Here is a 21,886-nt window from a genome sequence, read left to right as displayed (position 1 = left end):
TCGATATCGACACACACTGGCATGATTGTAAACGCTGCGAGATTCCCTGCCTGCCGACAGGCGGGCATGTGACCATTGAAAAACAATTATAGACACATGAAATCGAGCATGACGCAAGCGACACACAGAGGGATGATTATTCGCCTGGCGAGATTCTCCCGAAGAAAAATCGGGACAGGCTATCTGACCAGTAAAAATCAAAATATAAACAGATGAAATCCTATATTATAACCTTCCTGTTGCTTGGTTTTTCATTGATCGGTCATGCGCGGACTTCCGATACCACATCTATTTTATCCCAACAGAACCAGCTCACCTTTTACTTGCTGGATGTAGAAAACGGACTGTCCAATAACTATATCAATCACATCGAGCAGGATTCCTTGGGTTTCATCTGGATCGCCACGATAGATGGACTCAACCGATATGACGGAAGTACATTTCAGATTTATAGAAAAAGCAACCTTAATCCTTCCTCAGGCCCAGCCTCCAATTATATAGAGCAGTTGAAAATAGATCATAATCAACACCTTCTTCTGGCTACCAGCAAAGGTCTGGGTGATTATGACCCAAAGTCAGGATTGTTCAGCAAGGCCGATTATATCAAGGGTCTGAGCCAAAACTCCATCAGCTATATTATTGACGGTCTCAAAGGCCAAAAAATCATAGCCCATTACGAGGGAAGTGTACAGATTTTGGCTGGGGACAGTGTACGTGTTAATTTTTCACATGACCCTTCCAATTCCTATCCCCTTTCTTCTACACGTATTTCAGCGTTGGCATTACAGGGTGATTCCATTCTCTGGGTAGGGCATTTTGACAAAGGGTTGGACAAGATTGATTTGAGGCAAAACACAGTTCATCCGTTGGCGGATTCAAATACTTCCATTCCGCTTAACATCAATACACTCTATACTGATGAATCAGACAATCTCTGGCTAGGTACCAACGAAGGAATTCGTGTGATCACCCCAAATGCAGACACTTTGAAAATCATGGAGGCGGATAGCCCTACCCTGGGGTTGAGCGATGGAAATGTCTTGTGCTTTGAAAAAGATGAATCGGGAAATCTTTGGATCGGAACCAGAAATGGCGGGTTAAATATTCTGGATGCGAACAGCTTTCTAAAAGACCAGCATGTGAAAATAAAATGGTACCTACCCAAACAAGATGGAACCAGCGTCTTCAACCGGACAGTTTCCGCTCTTAAGCTAAGTAAGGATGGTTACTTATGGATAGGGACCAGTACGGGCATAAATTTCGTCAACCTAAAAGGTGACCCTGTGAAGCTCATCCAGCGAAACCTATCAAAAGCCCAGACGATCTCCCACGATAGAATAGGATCTCTCGCAGAGGGCAAAAATGGCAGTATCTGGATAGGGACTGACGGGGGAGGACTGGACTACTTTCACCCTCAAAGAGAAACCATCCTACATTATGAACACGAAGCGGACAACCCCAACAGTCTGTCAAACAATTACATTATATCCCTACTTGAGGACAGTAAAGACAGGCTTTGGGTAGGCACTTACCAGGGAGGATTGAATTTATTTGACCCCTCCACCGGGGACAGCAGGCACTATCTCCATGAAAGTCAGGAAAAAGGAAATGACGTAAGGGTGATCTATGAGGGAAAGAACGGACAACTCTGGGTGGGGACCAATAGGGGTGGTTTGTATCGCTACCACCCTCCAATAGACAATTTTGATTATGTAAAGCAACTGGGAAAAATAGATATCCGTGATATAGCTGAAGACGGGCTGGGAAATCTTTGGTTGGCTACATTCGGCGATGGTATCATCCGATATAATTATCTGACCGGCGAGCAGGAACGCTATAATGAAAATACGATTACAGGATTCCCGGTAGAAGTAGTCTTCGCCATTGAAGTCCTGGAGGACGGGGATATCCTGGCCGGTAGCAGACACGAAGGACTGATCCGATTAAATCCCGAAACTAAAAAATACTCCCTATTCACTGACGAAGATGGACTTAGTAATAATTCCATCAACAGCATGGTCCAGGGAAAAGATGGTAAAATCTGGCTGGGCACCTATAGAGGGATCAGCTATTTCGATCCTGAGACCAATAGGATAGGCAATCTTAATTCAATCAACAACATACAACTGGGGGAATTCAACATAGGCGCCGCACTGGTCACTTCAACAGGACACGTGTATATGGGCGGAAATAAGGGCATAAATGTATTCAATCCGGAAACACTGGACAAACAGACCAATAGATATCCGCTGATTTTCACAGAACTGCGTCTGATGAACAAAAAAACTTCGGTCAGAAATGAAGTAGAAGGATACCAGCTTTCAGAGAGTCTCCCCTACCTGTCCCAGCTCAACTTATCCCATCACCATACCCTAATTTCCCTTGACTTTGCAGCATTGAAACTTCCTGTAGTCAAAGACATTAACTATTCTTATAAACTTGAGCCTTTTCATAGCCAATGGATAGAAACCAACCATACCGGAACTGCCAATCTGAGCAATATCCCTCCCGGAAACTATACCCTAAAAGCCAAAGCGGCATCTGGTTCTATAACCATTGCTGAAAATGAACTTAAAATTCACATAAGCCCGCCTTTTTGGAAAACCTGGCCTGCCTATCTACTTTATCTTATCGTAGTGGTTTCACTGGCTATCGCCGGGATGCGCTACTATGCGGATAGGTTAAAATTGAAAAACTCACTGCTATTTGAGAAAAAACAACGACACTTGGAGCATGAGCTCAATGAGGAGCGAGTCAGGTTTTTTACCGGCTTTTCCCATGAGTTGAAGACCCCCCTAACTCTTATCCTCGCTCCCGTGGATGATTTGCTGGTGGAGACCAAAAACCCAAAACATCAAAAAATCCTACTACTGATCCAGAAGAATGCCAAATACCTGCATGAGATGATCACCAAACTGTTGGAGTTCAGAAATGCGGAACTCAATGTGACCCAGCTGGATTTAAAGGCACAGTCCCTGGTCAAACCTCTAAAACAATGGATAGAGCAATATCAGCCACTTGCAAGGCATAAAGGGATCAAAATCAGAGGTGAATTGCCAAAAACGGACTTAACGGCAGCGGTGGACATTCAAAAACTCCACATCATATTCAACAACCTGCTCTCAAATGCTTTAAAGTACTGTCTGCCCGATGATCAGATCACCGTATCCTTAAAAGAATCAGTTTCAGAATTTGAACTTTGTGTAAGTGACAATGGGCCTGGAATCCCCTATGAAGAGCAAGACCATATATTCAACTGGTACTATCAAGGAGGGGAAAGCGCTGCAGAAAATGGGGCAGGAATCGGTTTGGCCTTGACCAAAAGACTAGTCGAAGACCATCAAGGCTCCATTCTGCTCATCAGTCAGCCGGGAAAAGGAAGTAGTTTCAGAATCAAAATCCCAAAGAACGCAGCAAAAGAATATCATACTGCACTAAAGGATTTTGAAGAAACTGGCGAATGGCTGCCGGTACCCGATACGCATGAATTACATCCTCATGCCACCTTTGATATCAACGGAGAAAGAGAGGTGCTTCTGGTCATTGATGACAATCCTCAGATTCTGGATTACATGAATACAATGCTGGCGGATCACTACGATTTGATCTTTGCTGAGAATGGAAAACAGGGGCTGGAAAAAGCGGTACAGTATATTCCTGATCTGGTCATTTCCGATATCATGATGCCAGAGAAAAACGGCATTGACCTATGCGGGATTCTTAAAGAAAATCCCGGCACTACCCACATTCCGGTGATTTTGCTCTCGGCAAAAGACAGTACTGAGAGTATCACTTCCGGATATGGAAATGGGGCGGACGATTACATCACCAAACCTTTTGAGTCACAGATTCTCAAATCCCGGATCAGGAATCTGCTGGATGCTAAGATCCGACTTCGCTCGTATTATTTAGGAAAGAACGCCAAAAACGAAGATCTCACCTCCACTGAAAAGACCGCAATAGGCAAGGAAAAAACCTTCCTAAGAGATCTGGAAACACATATTCTGGACGGGATGACACAACAAAACACTGATGTGGACAGCATCTCTCAAGCCATGGGAATGAGCAGAACCTCTCTGTTTCGAAAATTAAAAGCCCTCACTGGCCAAAATATCAACCAATATATACGCGCGGTCAAAATAGCCAGAGCCGCAAAATTGATCAAAGAAGAAAAACTGGGGGTGGCACAGGCTGCCTATGAAGTCGGGTTTACCAGCGTCAAATACTTCAGAAAATTATTCAAGGAGCAGTTTGGGCACCTTCCCTCTGAAATAAATGAAAGTGAATTTCATCCGGACGAAAAATGAGTTCTAAGGAAAATTCATGATTTTTAAGGACAAAATCCCAACCTTTCCTTAGTCATTTGCCATTGGATTTTATGCAGAAAGTCACTGAAGTAGAGCTTATTGGAAAACAAAGAGGAATTCAATACGAGCAATGACTTCCTCTCTACCAGAAAGCCAGGATAATCTCACTGTTTTTTTTAAGACATCCTTTTTCTCTAGGTATGGATTGATTCCATTATTGCCTTTTTTAGGAAAGTGATTTAGACTTCAGATAATTTATATACTTGTCCCGTAGGGACATCTGGTCGGTAGAAACAAGCGATGATTCTAGAAGGGCGTTCCAGCGGAACGCTTGGCGAAAGTAGTTTAACAGCAAATAGTGAACAAAGTCACCATCCCATTCTAGGCCAAACCATCCAAAGTTGGTTATATCCTGCCTAGCTGAAAGCTAACAATCACTGGGTATCCAAAATTTTCGTCTCAAATCCATCAATACTTTGGGTGTTTTTGTTTTTCCAGTAAGTTTCTATTCCGTCTATTCCTTGTTTGGAAGACCAGGAATTCAATGTCTCACGTTCTTCCCTATAATCCATAAAGGGCACGGCAAAACCACAAGACGTTTGGACTAAATCCACATCCATCTCAATGATTTGACGAGAGCCTGTATTGGGAGGAAATAAGCCAGTATATGTATGAAACTCAGGATCCCGCTTATGGAAGATCCTCGCATGACCATATAATCGTAAGATCATAGGTTTGCCTTCAAAGGCACAAAACATGACCGTCATCCTATTATTCAGGAGCAAATGTGCGGCAGTTTCATTTCCACTGCCTGTCAGGTTTAGCCAGATTATTTTATTGGAATCAATTACCCGGAAGGAATCCGTACCCTTGGGGGAAACATTTACACGTCCCTCTGCGGCTGCTGTACCTACAAAGAAAATCTTTTGGTTTTCTATAAATTCTTTCAATTCCACGGTAATGGAATCCAGTTGCTTTCCCATATTGAACTTTGTATTCCTAAAATTAAGGTTATTGTCCGAAATAAATGTACTTTGACGATATAGGTTTTATTCACTCTCTCATCATGATCCGTTTGGTCACGATAAACTGGAAGTGATTCATCAGATGAGGCGGAATACTTGTTGATTCTATTCTTTATGAACAAACTATTCATCCTGGGTATTTTATTGGTTCACTGCTTAATCTCTCAAGCCCAAACTGTATGCACAGCAGAAAGCAGGGAACGATTGGAAAGTTTTCTCAGCAGGCTTGCCGAATCAGAATTGACTTCAGAGACCTATTCAGAACAGGTGTCAGAAATCGGCCAGTGGTTTCTGGAGACACCCTATGTGGAAAAGACCCTGGAGCTTCCAGGCTCAGAAAAATTAGTCATCAATCTTCAGGGATTAGACTGTACCACTTTTGTGGAAACGGTGATCACCCTCACCAGACTTTCCTCACTTTTGGATTTTACATTTGACGGCTTTGAAAGGGAACTGGAGCACCTGCGCTATCGAGACGGAAAAAATGAAGGCTACCCTTCTAGGCTGCACTACTTTTCGGATTGGATCTATGAAAATCAAGAAAAGGGCATAATCACCGACATCACCCAGCAAATAGGAGGCTCACCCTATCCCAATGCCCCGACTTTTATGTCCGAAAACCCCAAATTCTATACCCAACTCAGCGCACCAGAAAATCTGAAAGCTATCAAAATCACGGAAAACCAACTCCAAAAACGGGACTATTTCTTTATCCCTAAAACTGAAATCAGCAGGCTGGAGAAGAACATTAAGTCTGGGGATATCATCGCCGTCACTACCTCCATGCCAAATCTGGACATTGTCCATACCGGTTTAGCTCTAGAGAAAAACGGTAGAATTCACCTGCTTCACGCATCATCTAAAAGCATGAAAGTGGAAATATCCGAAAAACCCCTCAGTGAATACCTGGCAGCCAATAAATCCCAATCTGGGATTATGGTGACTCGATTGACAGGAAAATAGGTGAAACTATAAGCCTACTATTTACAGGATCTCCACATTGTTCTCTAATCAATTACTGCTGCGATAATCCTTAAGGGGCCTCCACTTCCTCCTTTGATTTTCATGGGAAGTGCCACCACATAGATCCCTTTGGCGGGTAAGAGGTCTAGGTTAGCCACATTTTCAAACCCGGGAATCTGATTTTCCATCAAAGCCTGATGAGCTGCAAAGTTTTTGGATTGCCCATAATCCAAACTTGGTGTATCCAATCCGACGGCTTTCACATTTCGATTCTTGGCCAGCCAAGTCGCTGTTTCAGGCTGAATACCTGGAAAATGAAGTTCCGGAATAGCCTCCGCCCCAGTTTTGGCAGTGCCAAAATAAGCTTCCCGATCTGGATAAAACTTGCCATATCCGGTGCGGAATAATATCATCGCCTGATCAGGAATTTTTCCATGTTCCGCTTCCCAAATCAAAACCGCGGCGGAATCGATGAGATAATCCCTGTCTTCCAGAGCCTGAGTGCTGACATCTATGACTACAGCCTCTCCAGTCAATTTGCCTAGAGGAAGTTGATCCACAGTTTCTCCTTTCTCATAAAAGTGAATCGGTGCATCCAAGTGCGTGCCGCCATGCTCCGGCGTGAGAATCGTGTAAGAGGAATAATAGTACCCCAAATCCGTCAGGCCCTCAGCATCGACTCTATGCTGAAACCCATCCAGATTGTTAGGCCAATACAAGGTGGTAGAATCAAAAGTGTAGGTCAGGTCTATCCATTCAGCAGCTATAAAACCAGATGAATATTCCTTAGAAGTACATGAAACTTCAACGGTCAGTATGGACACCGCAACCAGTGTTGTCTGAGAGAATGTCAATCCAAAAATCTTCATCTTTGTGTTATTTACCTACTGGTAAGTTAAAAAACAGAAACCAGTAACTACGATGTTCCGGCAAATTTTCCACTTCGTGGTCTGAACATAAAAACACATTGGAGATGGAATAGATAGGTAAATAGACACGAAAACACTTCTAAAAACCTGTTTTAAAAGTAATTACAAGATCACTCCAAGCTTTTTATTTGCTTTGTAAAAACAAGAAAAATGATTTTTTATTCTGAATTCTTATATAAATACCAAATAAAAAGTTAAAACCACTATTTTTGCGTCATGGAAAAAAGTGGAATGAAAATCAAATGGAAGGTTGCCTTCCTGATTACAATCGCTGCACCTGCGTTGGGTTTGTTCTGGAAACAAGCAGAGCCAATCCTGGAAAATTTTGGATCCGAATCGGATTTGGTATATGCGGATATAGCCTGGCTACTCACGGCTTCCTGCTTGGTGCTATTGATGACCCCTGGCCTTTCTTTGTTTTACGGAGGAATGGTTATCAAGAAAAACCTCATTTCCACCATGCTCCAGAGTTTTATATCCTTGGGTGTGGTGACCATGCTCTGGGTAGTTGTGGGATTTAGCCTTGCCTTTGGCGACCCGATTGGGATTACCATAGATGGGGTGAAATACGGGATTATAGGAAACCCTTTCCAGTACCTGTTTTTTGACCAGGTAAACATTCTACCGCATAAAGCTCTAGGCCCAACCCTTCCCTTTGTGTTATTTGCCCTGTTTCAGATGAAATTTGCGGTGATTACCCCGGCCATTATCACCGGGTCCTTTGCAGAAAGAGTACGCTTCATTGGCTATCTGTTCTTCATTGGGATTTTCAGTGTATTGGTATATGCCCCACTTTGCCACATGGTTTGGCATCCTGACGGGCTAATAGGCGCATACTTCGGCGTACTGGATTTTGCCGGGGGCACGGTAGTCCACATCAGTGCCGGTATGGCCGCGCTGGCAGGAGCCTTATTTCTGGGCAAACGGAAAAAACCACATCATGAACCCTGCAATATCACCTATGTTCTCTTAGGCACAGGCATGCTTTGGTTTGGCTGGTTTGGATTCAATGCCGGCTCTTCGTTCGGTGCCAATGGAGCCGCCGCACTGGCTTTTGCTACCACTACTGTCAGCTCGGCTACCGCAATGATGACTTGGGTGTTGTTTGACAGGATTCAGGGAAGAAAGATCTCTGCTATGCAGGCTTGTATTGGGGCAGTGGTCGGTCTGGTAGTCATCACTCCTGCGGCGGGCTACATTACTATTCCCGAAAGTTTCTTTTTCGGAGGAATAGGCGCAGTAGTATCCAATCTGGCCGTGCATGCCAAGTTTCTCAATAAAATTGACGATACCTTGGACGTATTTGCCTGTCATGGAATTGGCGGTATCATGGGGATGATCCTGACGGCGATATTCGCATATCCCGAAGGTTCCAGTCTGCTTCATGGCGGCTGGTCGGTCTTTGGTTCGCACATGCTAGTTCTGGTGGGCGTGTGCCTATTCTCCTTTGTGTTGTCTTACGCTATTTTCTTTGTTCTAAACAAATTCGTGACGCTGAGGGTAAGGGAGGAGTACGAGGAAATTGGCTTGGATATGTCCCAGCATGGGGAGTCGATTTAAAAGCACTATGATCTGTGTAAAAATGCTGACCTAAATCACTATTCTCCTCTTCATGGCCCATCCTACTATCGGCCCCAGCATCAGAGCTGGAACCAATCCAAACAATCCATTGATTAGCAACACGTTCCAAGACAAATCAGGTAGAAATGCTATTAAAGTCAATAGTATCCACGGGGCAGTCCAGCAGATTAACAGGCTTTTGATACCGACATAAATCCCGTTTTTCCCTTTGCCAATGGCATTAACCGCCATTGGCCCGATGAAATAAGCTATCGCAATTGAGCCTAAGATCTGCAGAACAACCATTGATTTTTCTACTGGACTAATAGCTAAGCCTAGCGCAAACCCGCTTCCGCTTTCTCCCATAATGAACATCAGCACAATTGCGGTCAGTAGGATTATCCCGATAGCAGTTACCCCACCTGTAATCAACAGATATTTGAGGAAGAAGAAATTTGATTTAGTGTTTTCTGGTTTCATAACTGAGCGGTTTGGTAGTTTGACGCCTAGTTTAGACGTAGGCGAAGCAAATGATCGAGGCATAGAGGTTATGAAGTGTTTCAGTCTGCTTTACCATAGGTAGTCACTTTCTGCTTACACCAAAATAGAAAATATTCGTTTGCTAAAGTACTGAAATTATAAATCTGGATAAATTCAGTTGTTCAAAAAGCTTTGGGATGGATTCCCCGTTCATGCCTGTAAGGAAACCATTTCCCTCTAAACATATAATTTACCCCATCAACTCTTTTTCTATTTCTTCCAATGACTTCCCTTTCGTCTCAGGAAGTACTAAATAGATCATCAAAAATCCAAACGCACAGATTCCGCCATACAGCCAGAAATTATAAGCCCAGCCCAGATTTTCCCGGATTGCGGGAAAGAAATAGGTCAGCGTAAAATTTCCCGCCCAGTGCGCCAATGCTCCGACAGAGATAGCAGCTCCCCGGATCCTCGTAGGAAAAATCTCAGAAAGAACCACCCACAGTAAAGGTGCTAAGGTGAAGGAATAAAACATCACATTGGCCAGAACTGCAACGACTACGCCTGTCCCTCCTTGATCAACCAGGAAAAAATAGCCGATCAATCCATACAAAACAGCCATGGCAGCAGTCCCGATCAGCAGTAGCTTCTTTCTGCCAAATCTATCCACTGTGAAAATGGTAATGAACACCGAAAGCACCATCACTCCCCCGATCACCACAATATTGAGCATCATTTGCTTCAGGTTGTATCCTGCCGCCAGAAAGATATCCGCTGCATAATAGATCACCACATTGATCCCGCTCCATTGCTGCAGAAAAGCCAGGAAAATCCCGATACAGAGAAGCTTGACCACTTTCTTATGAAACAATTCTTTCAAATTCACCTGTCCAAAATCTCCTTCTTTCAGCGTAGTTTTCACTTCTGCTATGGAATCCTCCGCATAGCTGTCGCCGCCGATTCGCTGTAGGATCTTGCGGGCACGGGCTTCTTCTTTGTTTTTGACCAACCAAGGGGCCGATTCGGGCACGAAAAACATCAATACAAAAAACAGAAGCGCAGGTACAGCTTCCGTGGCAAACATCCATCTCCATCCGATCTGCCCACTCCAACTCCCTGCGATCATCTCAAAACCCGCATTCTCCACCAGCAGTGTATCCCTAACCGATATCCGCCAGTTGACCACCTGGGCCAGAAGCACTCCCATCATAATCAGCAGCTGATTTATGGTCACCATTTTGCCGCGTTTCTCTGGTGGAGAGAGCTCTGCTATGTAGAGGGGCGAGAGATTCAAGGCCACTCCCATAGCCACTCCTCCGATAATCCGGTAGAAGTTAAATTCCCAAAAAGTGCCGGACAAGGCTGTACCTACAGCAGATAGTGAAAAGAGCAAACCGGAAACTATGAGCAGCCTTTTCCTTCCCAATCTATCAGATATCAGGATGCATATCCCCGCTCCTATCATACAGCCCACGAGGGCTGAGCTGGTGCCCCAGCCTTGATCAGAAGGTGAAGTTACATTGAAAAAAGGCTCATAAAATGGTTTGGCTCCACCGATCACCACCCAGTCATACCCGAATAAAAACCCTCCTAAAGCGGCCGTGAGTGTGATCAGCCAGATGTAAGTTTGATTGTACTGATAAGTTTGCTTCATGGATATGTTGTACCAGTAGGACTTAAATCGATAAAATAGCAGAATTATTGTCAGCAGCTGTCCTGCTGCGCCCGAAAAAAATTCTACTGGCAAAACACAACTTCAAACCTGTGCGGAATAAGCGTTTTGACTGTCCGAAATCATTACAGTAGGGTATTACAAACCCGCAAAAAGGTGTCTAAAGGCTGCTTTTAGAAATTGGCGTAGGAATTGAGTTTTCAAAGCCAAATATATTTAACTATGATTAGCTTTCTTATTTGGTGCATCTTTTTTGTGCTTTGCTGGCCCTTGGCAATAATTGCTCTGATTCTCTATCCCATCATTTGGCTCATACTCTTACCTTTTAAATTGTTGGGATTTGCCATAGATCTTTCATTTTCCTTTATTCGGAACTTATTCATGCTGCCTTTTACTTTGGCCGGGAAGTAAAACGGCAATAGTAGTCTATTATTCATCAGCTGAAGCTGATTTTCTATCCTTGAAAATCTTATCGATCAATTCGGTGTTTTTTCCTCCAAAAAACCCCTTCCGATCCGACAAATCATCCAAATACAGATCAATATACTGCTGGCTGATCTGGGAGTTATCCCCATATTTTTCTCTCAACTCATCCAACTGCTTATGTAAATCTGCCCTAATCTCTGCGTACGCAGGATCGTCATAGACATTGGTCAGTTCCATAGGGTCATTTTTACGGTCTATCAGTTCCCATTCATCCACATCGAAGTAATAATGGGTCAACTTATAATCCTGATTGACAATCGCATAATGGCGCTTCACCATGTGTACCGATGGATACTCGTAATAGTGGTAATACACCGCATCCCGGGTCCATTCGTCGTTCTGCCCGACAAGCAAGGGCATCATACTCTCGCCCTGCATATCAGAAGGAGCCTCGATTCCCGCAGCTGCTAGGAAAGTCTGGGCAAAATCCAGGTTTTGGACCATTTCATCTGTCTTACTTCCGGCTTTCACCCTATTTGGCCAAGATATCAACAACGGGGTTTTAAAGGATTCATTATAAACAAAACGCTTGTCAAACCATCCGTGCTCTCCCAAATAAAAGCCTTGGTCAGAGGTATATACGATAATGGTATTCTCCATCAGTCCATTTTCTTCCAGGTAGTCCAACACACGGCCTACATTTTCATCCACAGCTTTGATAGTACCCAGATAATCCTGCATGTAGCGCTGATATCTCCATCTCATCTTATCCTCTTCGCTCATGGCAGGGTAAGCCTTTTTGAAGTCCTCATTAACTTTCATGTAGGCTTTATCCCAATTTGTGCGTTGGGATTCATTCAATCTCCCCACTTCACGCTCAAAAGCCCCCTTATCCCAATCGGAAGTTTCCTCGAGTCCCAGTTCATCCATGACTTCCGGGTAAATCTTCGAATCCCCTGACCAGTGCATGTCTGTCAGCAGATTCATTTCTGCCTCCCGTGCAGCTCTTCCTCTACCTGCATAATCATCGAAAAGTGTAGTTGGCTCTTTAAAGGTACGGCTGGTAAACTCATCCACATGTCTTTCCGCAGGCAGCCATTCCCTGTGCGGTGCTTTGTGCAGGTACATCAGCATAAAAGGCTGATCCGCTTTCCGCTCATATTGTAGCCACTCAAGAGTCATATCTGTGATGATATCCGTCACATAGCCTTCTACCTTAATATTACCCTCATTTTTTGTGATAAAGTCTGGGTTGTAATAGGATCCCTGCCCTGGCAAAATCTTAAATTGGTCAAAACCTTTGGGATTATTCCCAAAATGCAACTTGCCAAACATGGCAGTCTGGTAGCCTGCCTCTTGGAATAGTTGTGGAAACGTGACATTAGTGGTATCAAAAGGAAAATGATTGTCCACCTTACCGTTGATGTGCGAATGCTTGCCGGTCAAAATAGTGGCTCTCGATGGCGCACAGATAGAGTTCGTTACAGAAGCATTTGTAAACAGCATCCCCATTTTTGCGATTCTGTCGATATTCGGCGTTTCAATCAACGTATTGTCATAAGCCGAAATCGCCTGATAAGCATGGTCATCAGACATGATAAAGACGATATTGGGAGGATTTTGAGCTTCGGTTTGCTCCACCTTGCCGCATGAATCCAGTAGTATAAAAGCTACGCCACTCAAAAGTAAAAGCTTCGTGATTTTCATAGGTAAGTTTTTGAGGTAAAGTAGATTTACGTTTGGATCACCCAAACTAACATATATCTTCTATAGACTATCGCATGACTTCGCTTTTTTTATAGCTATATCACATTAAAGAATAGACTTTAGACTATGAATATACCTCAGGCGAAAAACTTTTCCTAATGTCATTGGTGCATCTGGCCTAATCCTCTATTTTAGCTATTCAACATGAAAAGATTTTTGATAGGCTGGGCTGGAATATCCCAACGATATTCAGGGACACTTGTACTATTTTAACTATATTTCACAAATGAGCAAAACAAAAACCCAATCTTTTAGGTAGATTTATGCAACAAGACAATAACCTATTGACCAAAAAGATGGCCTCTTCCTCCACAAAACTAAAGACAAAAGACAAAATTATACTCAAAGCCATAGAGCTTTATAATGAAACGGGGGTAAACAGCATTACCAGCAGACATATAGCCGGAGAAATGGGGATCAGCCATGGAAATCTGGACTATCACTACAAGACCAAGGAGGATCTTCTGCTGGCCATCCACCGGAAAATGAGGCAAGAAATGAGCGAGATTTATGCTCGCCAAAATGAAAAATACTCTTCCTTGGAGAACTTTCATCTGCTGTTGATCCAGTTTGAGGAGTTTCAATACCGCTACAGATTTTTCAACCTGGATGTATTGGACATTACCCGTTCTTTCCCAGAAGTAAGCAAACTGATCCAGAAAACATTTGAAGTGCGAAAAAAGCAAACAGAAGAGCTCTTTGAAAAAATCAAATCGGAAAACTTTCTAACTGCTGAATATTCCTACGCATCTGAACGCTTACAGCACATCATCCGCATGGTCATCTCCTTTTGGCTTTCGCAGCGCGAGGTTTTGGTCACCTATAACTATACAGAGAAAGGAGAGATGGTAAAGAGTATCTGGACGATTTTGACTCCCTACCTTTCCGCTTCCGGGCATGAGGAATATCAAAAAGTCGTTGACAAACATGGGTACACAAAAGACCTGGCGTAGTTTGCAGTATTTATCCAACTATTTAGGGCATGCTGAAAAACGCCAGTAATAGATCAAAAGCTATCATTTTAAGGGATTAGTACATCTTTTTACTTAGCTGGTTCACGGGAGCGTTCTTGGGGGTTAAACCAATTGCAGGGAAAAGAATATTAAAGGCCATATATCCCCCTTGTACTTCCTTAGACTTACAGACAAAACATCAATTGCTTTATAAAGAAGGTTCCTTGCTGACCGGACGTTCTGAAATTGCATGGTTTCAGCTATATCTTTATAAGAAAGACCCTCATGGAAATGAAGGAAAATAACCTCCTGTTGTTTAGCGGACAACTGATTTGAAGCTGTAGCTATTATTTTGTTGATTTCCGAACGGTAGTCTTCATTGACTGAACGTATTATAGACTCACCATTATCAACTTTATCTTCGCCGATCAATGCAGCTTCATACACAGCTTTTGCTGATCTATTTTCGTTCAACAGAGCCAGAAGCTTACGCCTGTAGCTAGCAAAGAGATATGCCTTTACATTGACATTAGAGCTAAGATTCTGGGCCTTTTGAAGAATATATAGGAATGTGTCCTGAAGTGCATCATATACGAAGGTCTCTTCTCGGGTGATTTGAAATCCATATTTGCACAGCCTGGATGAATACCGGTTATAAAGTACTTCCATACTTTTCGGATCACCTGAAACGATTCCAAGCCACAGACCATTATCTCCAATACTATCCGCTTCACTAGAACTATCTATTTGGCTCCTATCAAAAAGGCCGAAAGGTTTTAATTCTCTAGCATTCATATTGGCTAATCATTCACTTTCAACTTACTCAAATAACTATTACCCACCAACATGATTTAATTATCGAGCTGATGATTTTAGGGTATTTCAAAATTCAAGAAACTAAATTTCAATGGAATTATTCGGCTACACCAAAAAAAATCTTGAAAAATAAGACAGGAGCAACTCTAAATCGCTTCATCCCCCTCAGAATCCATTGAATATTCTGTCATAATATGTCAATGATATCACAAACAGGACAAAAAAATCCGGCTTGGGCTTTAGGCTGTTCTTTTAATTTAACTATTAAAATAGTTTATGTAGTTTTTAAAATAAGCTGATTTTTTTGATGTCATTTTAAAGTTTTTACGCTCTATGCAGAAAAGCCAATAGAGACACTCTGATATCTTAAAACACATTTATGAATTTCAATCCAAAAGACGAATTTGATTTCCTTAAAAATCAACAGTTCGTTCAGTGGGTAAATCACCAAAGGGAAAAAGACACAGAAATGTGGCATGCCTGGCTTCAGAAGAACTCTGACAAAACAGAATATTTTCATAAAGCCAGATCCATAGTTAATTCATTTCAATACTCAGGTGATGAGAAGATTGATGATTCTAAACTGGCAAGCATACGTAAAAAATTGCTTGAGGAATTTGATGATCAATTAAAAACCAGACCTATTCCTCAGAAGAAAGCCGCGCTTTCCAGGCGGAAGACTTTTAAATGGGCAGCGGCCGCATCTATCACTTTAATCTTAGCAATAGGGACTATTCTATATACTGCCGATAAAAAATCAGCTTCCGGACCCATGGTTAGGATCTCGACGGAAAGAGGAGAAAGGAGAAATATAATGCTCCCGGACGGGTCTTCAGTTATGCTAGATTCATATACCTCTATAGCGTATTTAAAAGATTTTACGGGAGGGCGCAAGGTCAATTTAAGCGGTAGGGCATTTTTTGAGGTAACGAAACAAAACGGTCAACCTTTCGAAGTGCTTTCGGAAATGTTTGAAGTCAAAGTAATAGGTACCTCATTCGACATGAACACTGACCCAACTAGGGGAAACGGTCATGTAGCACTGGTTACGGGTAAGGTGAACGTGAAAATGGAAAAGGGAGAAGAGATTGGGTTGGCTCCGGATGATGCCGCGTTTTTTGATTTTACCACTAACAGAATTTCTAAAGGCAATTTCGACAAGGATCAAATTCTCGGCTGGCGGGAAAACATTCTCAAATTCAAAGATGAGCCTTACCCTATAGTCTTTGAGCGAATATCGAACTGGTATGGGATAGAATTTATCTATGATAAGAACCTGGAATTAGAGGGACTCTACAGTGCCACCTATCGTGATCAAAAACTGGAAGATGTGCTTCAGGGACTAAGCTACGCCTCTGACTTGCAATTTAAAATTATATCCGGCCAGGTACATGTTTTAGAATGACCTTAAAAAATCAATACAACAAAAACCATAACAATAAACCTCAACATACAATAACCCAAAACAATTATGGAAAGACAAGTACCAATAAAAATATGTCTCCGACGGTATAGTTACATGTTTTTGATCCTTTTTTTCAGCGTTGCACTTTCTAAACCTTTAATGGCAACAACTTTAGATCACGTGTCGCAAGCTGATGTCTTCATTAACCTAGAAAAACCGGAAGGATCAATATTTGAAATATTTTCCGAAATAGAACGCCAATCAGATTTCAATTTTGCTTATGACAAAGACAAACTGAAAGGAGTAGAACATGTAAAATTAAAGCAAGGAAAACAGTCGCTAAAGAGCATTCTGGATCAATTAGCCAAAGATCACGAACTGGTATTCAAAGAAATCAATCACGTCATCCATGTAAGGCAGGTACCAAAAAAAGTTTCTGTGTTTAAAACGGAGAATAATACCGAAAACAGAGAAATCAAAGGGGTAGTCAAAACCCCAGATGGACTTACGCTCCCAGGTGCCAATATAAAAGAAGTCGGCACTACCAATGGAGTCGTCACGAATAACGATGGTGAGTTTTTCTTTAACCTGATCACTGCAAATCCAAAAATCGAAGTTTCCTTCATAGGTTATGAAAGCCAGATTGTTGAGATAGGATCAAATTCGGATTATGAAATAATCCTTCAAGAAGATGAATCTGCCTTAGAAGAAGTAGTCGTCGTAGGTTTTGGAGAGCAGAAAAAAATAAGCCTGGTTGGTTCCCAATCGACTATTAAACCGGCTGAGCTAAAGCTACCAGTAAGAGATTTAACGAATTCACTAGGCGGTCGCTTAGCCGGATTAGTTTCAGTGCAGCGAAGTGGTGAACCAGGTTATGATGGATCGGAGATTTTTATTCGCGGGATCGCGACTTTTGGATCCTCTCCCCGCGGGCCATTATTGATTGTTGACGGCGTACCTGACAGACCTATAGACAACATCAATCCGGAGGATATAGAAAGCTTCACTATATTAAAGGATGCCTCTGCAACAGCCGTATATGGAGCCAGAGGTGCCAACGGCGTAATCATCATCAATACCAAATCTGGTCAAGTAGGCAAGCCAATTATCAATTTTGAAGTCCGACAGGCTGTAACTTCCTTTACGCAGCTCCCAAGTTTCGTGGATGGGCCAGATTTCATGAGGCTCTACAATGAAGGACTCGAAATGAGAGGTCGAAACCCACAATACTCTGCGGAGCAAATCCGGATGGTGGAAACGGGCGAAGATCCAGATCTATATCCAAACGTGGACTGGTATGATGAAATATTCAACACACATGCTCAAAACAGAAGTGTTGACATAAATATCAGAGGTGGTTCTGAATATGCCAAATACTACGTATCTGCAGGATATTACTCAGAAACCGGTATGTTCAAAGCCGGAAATGTTGAAACATACAACAACAGACTTACCCTTGACAGATATACGTTTCTCACAAATGTGGACGTAAACCTGACCAAAACCACCAATATAGAGCTAGGAATCAACGGATTCATTATTAATTCGAATTATCCAGGCGTTGGAACAGGATATCTTTTTGACCTAGCCAGCCAGAATCCTCCGCATATAGCTCCTCCGCAATATTCCAATGGGCAGTGGCCCAGGGTACCGGGAGGTTTCGAAAACCCTTATAAGGCACTTACCCAGTCAGGCTATGCCACCGAGTACCGAAATACCATTAGGTCAAATTTACGCTTGAAGCAAGATCTGGGTTTCATCATGGAAGGATTGAGATTTACTACCATGTTTTCCTTCGATGCCTATAACTGGAATAATTTAAACAGGACAAAAAGTGTACAAACCTACTATGCAAATGGTAGAGATGAAGATGGAAACCTCCTGACGGAGCTTGTTGATCAAGGTTCAGATGTTTTGGGTTTTGAACAATCGAGAGGTGGAAACAGGAAATTTTATACAGAATCATCCTTAAACTACAATAGAACCTTCAGTTCTGACCATGATGTTTCTGCCATGCTGCTATATTACCAATCTGACTATATAAATGCAGATGCCGGAGATTTGGTTTCTTCGATTCCATTCAGACTTAGAGGTGTTTCAGGGCGTTCCACATATGGTTTTAAGTCCAAGTATTTTTTCGAGGCAAATTTTGGGTACTCTGGATCTGAAAACTTCTCTCCTGACAGTAGGTTTGGGTTTTTCCCATCCTTTGGTACAGGTTGGGTGATCTCAAACGAATCATTTTTCCAGCCTGTAAAAGATTTGATTTCTCATCTAAAACTGAGGTACACTTTTGGCCTGACGGGCAATAGTAACACGAGTGACAGATTCTTGTTTCAGACCAGGATAGACAATGGCGATGGATACACGTTTGGTGTTCCTGGAAATACCAGAGGATATGGTGGTATGCAAGAAGGGCAAGTCGGCTCAGATGTAACATGGGAAACAGGAAGAAGGCATAATCTAGGTCTAGAAGTAAATTTCTTCAATGATGATCTTTCCTTCATAATAGAATTCTTTCAAGAAAGAAGGGATGGAATATTGATGAAGCTAAATGATGTACCCGCTGCTTCAGGTTATGGCAGCAATACTCCCTATGGGAATATTGGCATTACAGAAAACAAAGGGGTTGATCTCACACTGAACTACAACAAACATTTTGGAAGCAATTCGCTGGTCAACTTCCTAACCTTCAGGGGTACAATGACATACAACAAGAATAAAAATGTCTATGATGGGTTACCTGAATGGCAATATCCATGGCTCAATCGTGTAGGCCATAGGATAGATCAACGATTCGGTTATATAGCCGAAGGGCTATTTATAGATGAAGAGGATATAGCAAATTCAGCTGAGCAAGCCGGGGATGTTCGTCCTGGAGACATTAAATACAAAGACCTGAATGGCGATGGGATTATCAACACCTATGACCAAAGAGCAATCGGGTATGGTCCGGTTCCTCAGATCATGTATGGACTGAATATTGGAGCTGGAATCAAGAGATTTGAAGTTGTACTTTTCTTCCAAGGTGCCGGATTAGTGGATTTTATGTATGCGGGGGGCCAGGGAACCAACCCATTCTATGATGGCCCTACCCGAGGGAATTTATACGATATGGCACTGGACAGATGGACTCCTGAAAATCCCTCCCAAGATGTATTCTATCCACGATTGTCCACAAGGGAAGATATCACCACAAATTACTATGGGAGCACTTGGTGGCTATTTCGCTCAGATTATCTACGTCTGAAAAATGCGGAAATCGCCTATAATTTTGATATGGGAAAACTTCAAAAGTTTGGGATGAAAAACCTCCGACTTTACCTAAACGGGACCAATCTGGTGACACTAAGTCCTTGGAAAATTTGGGATCCCGAATTAGGTGATGGAAGAGGGACAAGTTACCCTAACACTACCACTTTTAATGTTGGGTTAAGAGCTAGTTTTCAATAAATAACTTCCACGACTATGAATAACAATATTTCTAAAATTCGAAAATATCTGACCATACTATTTTCCGGGCTTATTCTATCATGTTCTGGTGATTTTTTAGACACTGTACCTGATAATATCACAACCCTGGAGGACGTATTCACCAACAAAAGCATGACCGAGCAATGGTTGGCCAGAGTCTATAATCCTTTGCCTGATATGTGGAATCAGCCCTATAACCAGCAATGGCTGGGCCAAAGTGATGAAGCTGACTATGCCTGGGTATTTCCATTGATGAACTCAGGAGCAATGACACCTGACAACACAAACCACAATGTGTGGTCTAGTTATTACCAGGCAATTCGTTATGCAGCCATATTTTTGGAAAACATCGACCAGAACAAGGAAATCCCTGCAGAACCCAACGGCGAAAGGTTAGTCCAGCAGTACAAAGGAGAAGCTAGATTTTTAAGAGCTTACTACTACTGGCTTCTATTAAGACAATATGGACCCATCGTAATTATGGGAGAATCATCCTTGCCACCTGATGCCAATTTTCAAATTCCTCGAAGTAGTTGGGATCAAAGTGTAGAATATATTATTTCCGAAATGGACTTGGCTTTGGTTGATGTGCCAGAAGAACATCTTAACCCAAATAATCCCCAAGAATTAGACTTAGCCCAAACAGGAAGAATCACCAAGCCAATAATCAAGGCTGTCAAGTCGCAAGTGCTCCTATTTCATGCCAGTCCCTTAGTGAATGGGAATACAGAGTTAGCAGGCTTGGTAAATCTTGATGGAACTAATCTAATAAACCAATCCTATGATGAGAACAAGTGGAAAAGAGCAGCTGATGCCGCAAAAGAAGTAATTGATCTGGGAAAATATCAGCTATACCGAGAGCAAAATGACGATCCGTTCAGAGCAGGTTTTTTATCCTACCGTAATCTTATGTTTGAAGGATGGAGAACCGAGGGAATATGGCTAAGATCCAATTCTGATATGTATTACAACTGGGAAAGACACAGTTCTCCCAGGAATTCAAACGGCAATGCATGGAATGGCATCGCTGTACCACAGGAAATGATAGATGCATTTAGAATGGCCAATGGACTGAATATTGAGGATCCTCACAGCGGATATATTGAAGAAGGATTTACAGAGGAAGGAAATTCGTACTATGCACCTGGTACCTATGCCATGTACGTTGGCCGTGAGCCTAGATTTTACGTCAATATTACATTCAATGGATCTTACTGTCCAGTTGTCCCCAACCCTGGCTGGAGCAACATTGTAGAGTTTTTCTATACGGGCAACTCAGGAAAGCAAGGAGCGACACGGGATTACCCTTCTACCGGATACACAGCTAGAAAAAACATTCACCCCAATAATGACTATAGGGATAATAGAAGTTTTGCCAGGCCAGCCATGAACATCAGGTTGGGTGAGATATATTTAAACTACATCGAAGCATTAAATGAATATTCTCCCGGACATGCAGATATTCTATTCTATCTCAATGAGTTAAGAAACCGTTCAGGACTGCCAGATTATGAAGGGGATATAAGCCAAGAAGAAATGAGAAAGACTATTCACAGAGAAAGGCAAATTGAACTCATGTTTGAAGGGCACAGGTATTGGGACGTAAGGAGATGGAAGGTTGCTCACCTGCCTGAATATCACCAAGGTGGTGCATTCCATGGTATGGACATAGATAGTGGGGATGAATTATCCGCACCGGGATTCCACAAAAGAACCGTGGTTTTCACCAGGGCACCTTGGGAAGATAAAAACTACTTTTATCCAATTCCCCAAAGTGAAATTGACCGGAACAAGGAACTTGTTCAAAATCTGGGATACTAAATAATGCTCTAGGGCTATCTGGATCTGAACTGATCCAAATTGCGTACAGTAAATTTCACAGAATGGTATTTAAATAAAAGCCAACTTTCCTAGACAATTATCCCCCAGGTTATATTAGCCACTTTACAAATCCCCGAAGTAGTTATTTACTTCGGGGATTCCTCAAGTTTGGCTAATTTCTAGCATGAAACAATGCGGAGAGGATAGGATTATCTGATTTTTTGAGGGTTTGCATTTTTTTCTGGATGTTTACGAAGTCGGAGAAATTGATTTTTGAAGTGTGTGCCC

At 42.4% G+C, this 21,886-nt stretch carries 14 protein-coding genes; 7 read left to right on the top strand and 7 right to left on the bottom strand.

Going from position 1 to position 21,886, the window contains the following annotated elements; genetic code table 11:
• The first annotated feature begins 212 nt into the window (after positions 1-212).
• A complete protein-coding gene (locus LZF95_RS22975; RefSeq protein ID WP_233757695.1) occupies positions 213-4,307 on the top strand; it encodes a two-component regulator propeller domain-containing protein in 4,095 nt (1,364 codons plus the stop codon).
• A 434-nt stretch (positions 4,308-4,741) separates the two neighbouring features.
• Here LZF95_RS22975 and LZF95_RS22970 read toward each other — a convergent pair whose 3' ends face one another.
• Positions 4,742-5,290: a pyridoxamine 5'-phosphate oxidase family protein gene (locus LZF95_RS22970; protein WP_233757694.1), complete on the bottom strand. Its 549-nt coding sequence runs from the start codon at positions 5,288-5,290 to the stop codon at positions 4,742-4,744.
• A 156-nt stretch (positions 5,291-5,446) separates the two neighbouring features.
• On the opposite strand from LZF95_RS22970, the gene LZF95_RS22965 reads away from it, so the two are divergent.
• A complete protein-coding gene (locus LZF95_RS22965; RefSeq protein WP_233757693.1) occupies positions 5,447-6,295 on the top strand; it encodes an N-acetylmuramoyl-L-alanine amidase-like domain-containing protein in 849 nt (282 codons plus the stop codon).
• 44 nt (positions 6,296-6,339) lie between these two features.
• On the opposite strand, the gene LZF95_RS22960 is transcribed toward LZF95_RS22965, so the two are convergent.
• Positions 6,340-7,164, bottom strand: a complete 825-nt coding sequence (locus LZF95_RS22960) for a cyclase family protein (protein WP_233757691.1) — start codon at positions 7,162-7,164, stop codon at positions 6,340-6,342.
• Between the two features lie 276 nt (positions 7,165-7,440).
• On the opposite strand from LZF95_RS22960, the gene LZF95_RS22955 reads away from it, so the two are divergent.
• Complete coding sequence (locus LZF95_RS22955; RefSeq protein ID WP_233757689.1) at positions 7,441-8,784, top strand: ammonium transporter; 1,344 nt, start codon at positions 7,441-7,443, stop codon at positions 8,782-8,784.
• 30 nt (positions 8,785-8,814) lie between these two features.
• Here LZF95_RS22955 and LZF95_RS22950 read toward each other — a convergent pair whose 3' ends face one another.
• The 4 genes from LZF95_RS22950 to LZF95_RS22935 form a co-directional block, all read right to left on the bottom strand.
• Positions 8,815-9,264 carry a hypothetical protein gene (locus LZF95_RS22950; RefSeq protein ID WP_233757687.1) on the bottom strand — a complete coding sequence of 150 codons (450 nt, stop codon included), beginning with the start codon at positions 9,262-9,264 and terminating at the stop codon, positions 8,815-8,817.
• A gap of 250 nt (positions 9,265-9,514) precedes the next feature.
• A complete protein-coding gene (locus LZF95_RS22945; protein WP_233757685.1) occupies positions 9,515-10,918 on the bottom strand; it encodes a sugar porter family MFS transporter in 1,404 nt (467 codons plus the stop codon).
• 311 nt (positions 10,919-11,229) lie between these two features.
• Complete coding sequence (locus LZF95_RS22940; protein ID WP_233757683.1) at positions 11,230-11,373, bottom strand: hypothetical protein; 144 nt, start codon at positions 11,371-11,373, stop codon at positions 11,230-11,232.
• The gene (locus LZF95_RS22935) at positions 11,366-13,069 is read right to left on the bottom strand and encodes a sulfatase (RefSeq protein WP_233757682.1); all 1,704 of its coding nucleotides are present in this window, start codon (positions 13,067-13,069) and stop codon (positions 11,366-11,368) included. Before LZF95_RS22935 ends, LZF95_RS22940 begins: the two co-directional genes overlap by 8 nt.
• A gap of 323 nt (positions 13,070-13,392) precedes the next feature.
• Between LZF95_RS22935 and LZF95_RS22930 the strand changes: the two genes are divergently transcribed.
• Positions 13,393-14,082, top strand: coding sequence for a TetR/AcrR family transcriptional regulator (locus tag LZF95_RS22930; protein WP_233757681.1), 690 nt, complete (start codon positions 13,393-13,395; stop codon positions 14,080-14,082).
• A 123-nt stretch (positions 14,083-14,205) separates the two neighbouring features.
• Here the strand turns inward: LZF95_RS22930 and LZF95_RS22925 are convergent, their stop codons facing one another.
• Complete coding sequence (locus tag LZF95_RS22925; RefSeq protein ID WP_233757680.1) at positions 14,206-14,751, bottom strand: RNA polymerase sigma factor; 546 nt, start codon at positions 14,749-14,751, stop codon at positions 14,206-14,208.
• Positions 14,752-15,277: 526 nt separating this feature from the next.
• On the opposite strand from LZF95_RS22925, the gene LZF95_RS22920 reads away from it, so the two are divergent.
• The 3 genes from LZF95_RS22920 (at position 15,278) to LZF95_RS22910 (ending at position 21,598) form a co-directional block, all read left to right on the top strand.
• Positions 15,278-16,303 carry a FecR family protein gene (locus LZF95_RS22920; protein ID WP_233757679.1) on the top strand — a complete coding sequence of 342 codons (1,026 nt, stop codon included), beginning with the start codon at positions 15,278-15,280 and terminating at the stop codon, positions 16,301-16,303.
• Positions 16,304-16,462: 159 nt separating this feature from the next.
• Positions 16,463-19,756: a TonB-dependent receptor gene (locus LZF95_RS22915; protein ID WP_233757678.1), complete on the top strand. Its 3,294-nt coding sequence runs from the start codon at positions 16,463-16,465 to the stop codon at positions 19,754-19,756.
• Between the two features lie 15 nt (positions 19,757-19,771).
• A complete protein-coding gene (locus tag LZF95_RS22910) occupies positions 19,772-21,598 on the top strand; it encodes a RagB/SusD family nutrient uptake outer membrane protein (RefSeq protein WP_233757677.1) in 1,827 nt (608 codons plus the stop codon).
• The last annotated feature ends 288 nt before the right edge of the window (positions 21,599-21,886 follow it).

Source organism: Algoriphagus sp. AGSA1 (assembly GCF_021390545.1).
Taxonomy (GTDB): domain Bacteria; phylum Bacteroidota; class Bacteroidia; order Cytophagales; family Cyclobacteriaceae; genus Algoriphagus.
Note: the sequence above shows the minus strand (reverse complement) of the source record. Positions and strands in the feature narration are given on the sequence as shown.

Coding starts and splice junctions, on each gene's coding strand:
- LZF95_RS22975 (WP_233757695.1), top strand. CDS start 213: ATGAAATCCTATATTATAACCTTCCTGTTGCTTGGTTTTTCATTGATC.
- LZF95_RS22970 (WP_233757694.1), bottom strand. CDS start 5,290: ATGGGAAAGCAACTGGATTCCATTACCGTGGAATTGAAAGAATTTATA.
- LZF95_RS22965 (WP_233757693.1), top strand. CDS start 5,447: ATGAACAAACTATTCATCCTGGGTATTTTATTGGTTCACTGCTTAATC.
- LZF95_RS22960 (WP_233757691.1), bottom strand. CDS start 7,164: ATGAAGATTTTTGGATTGACATTCTCTCAGACAACACTGGTTGCGGTG.
- LZF95_RS22955 (WP_233757689.1), top strand. CDS start 7,441: ATGGAAAAAAGTGGAATGAAAATCAAATGGAAGGTTGCCTTCCTGATT.
- LZF95_RS22950 (WP_233757687.1), bottom strand. CDS start 9,264: ATGAAACCAGAAAACACTAAATCAAATTTCTTCTTCCTCAAATATCTG.
- LZF95_RS22945 (WP_233757685.1), bottom strand. CDS start 10,918: ATGAAGCAAACTTATCAGTACAATCAAACTTACATCTGGCTGATCACA.
- LZF95_RS22940 (WP_233757683.1), bottom strand. CDS start 11,373: ATGAATAATAGACTACTATTGCCGTTTTACTTCCCGGCCAAAGTAAAA.
- LZF95_RS22935 (WP_233757682.1), bottom strand. CDS start 13,069: ATGAAAATCACGAAGCTTTTACTTTTGAGTGGCGTAGCTTTTATACTA.
- LZF95_RS22930 (WP_233757681.1), top strand. CDS start 13,393: ATGCAACAAGACAATAACCTATTGACCAAAAAGATGGCCTCTTCCTCC.
- LZF95_RS22925 (WP_233757680.1), bottom strand. CDS start 14,751: ATGGAAGTACTTTATAACCGGTATTCATCCAGGCTGTGCAAATATGGA.
- LZF95_RS22920 (WP_233757679.1), top strand. CDS start 15,278: ATGAATTTCAATCCAAAAGACGAATTTGATTTCCTTAAAAATCAACAG.
- LZF95_RS22915 (WP_233757678.1), top strand. CDS start 16,463: ATGGCAACAACTTTAGATCACGTGTCGCAAGCTGATGTCTTCATTAAC.
- LZF95_RS22910 (WP_233757677.1), top strand. CDS start 19,772: ATGAATAACAATATTTCTAAAATTCGAAAATATCTGACCATACTATTT.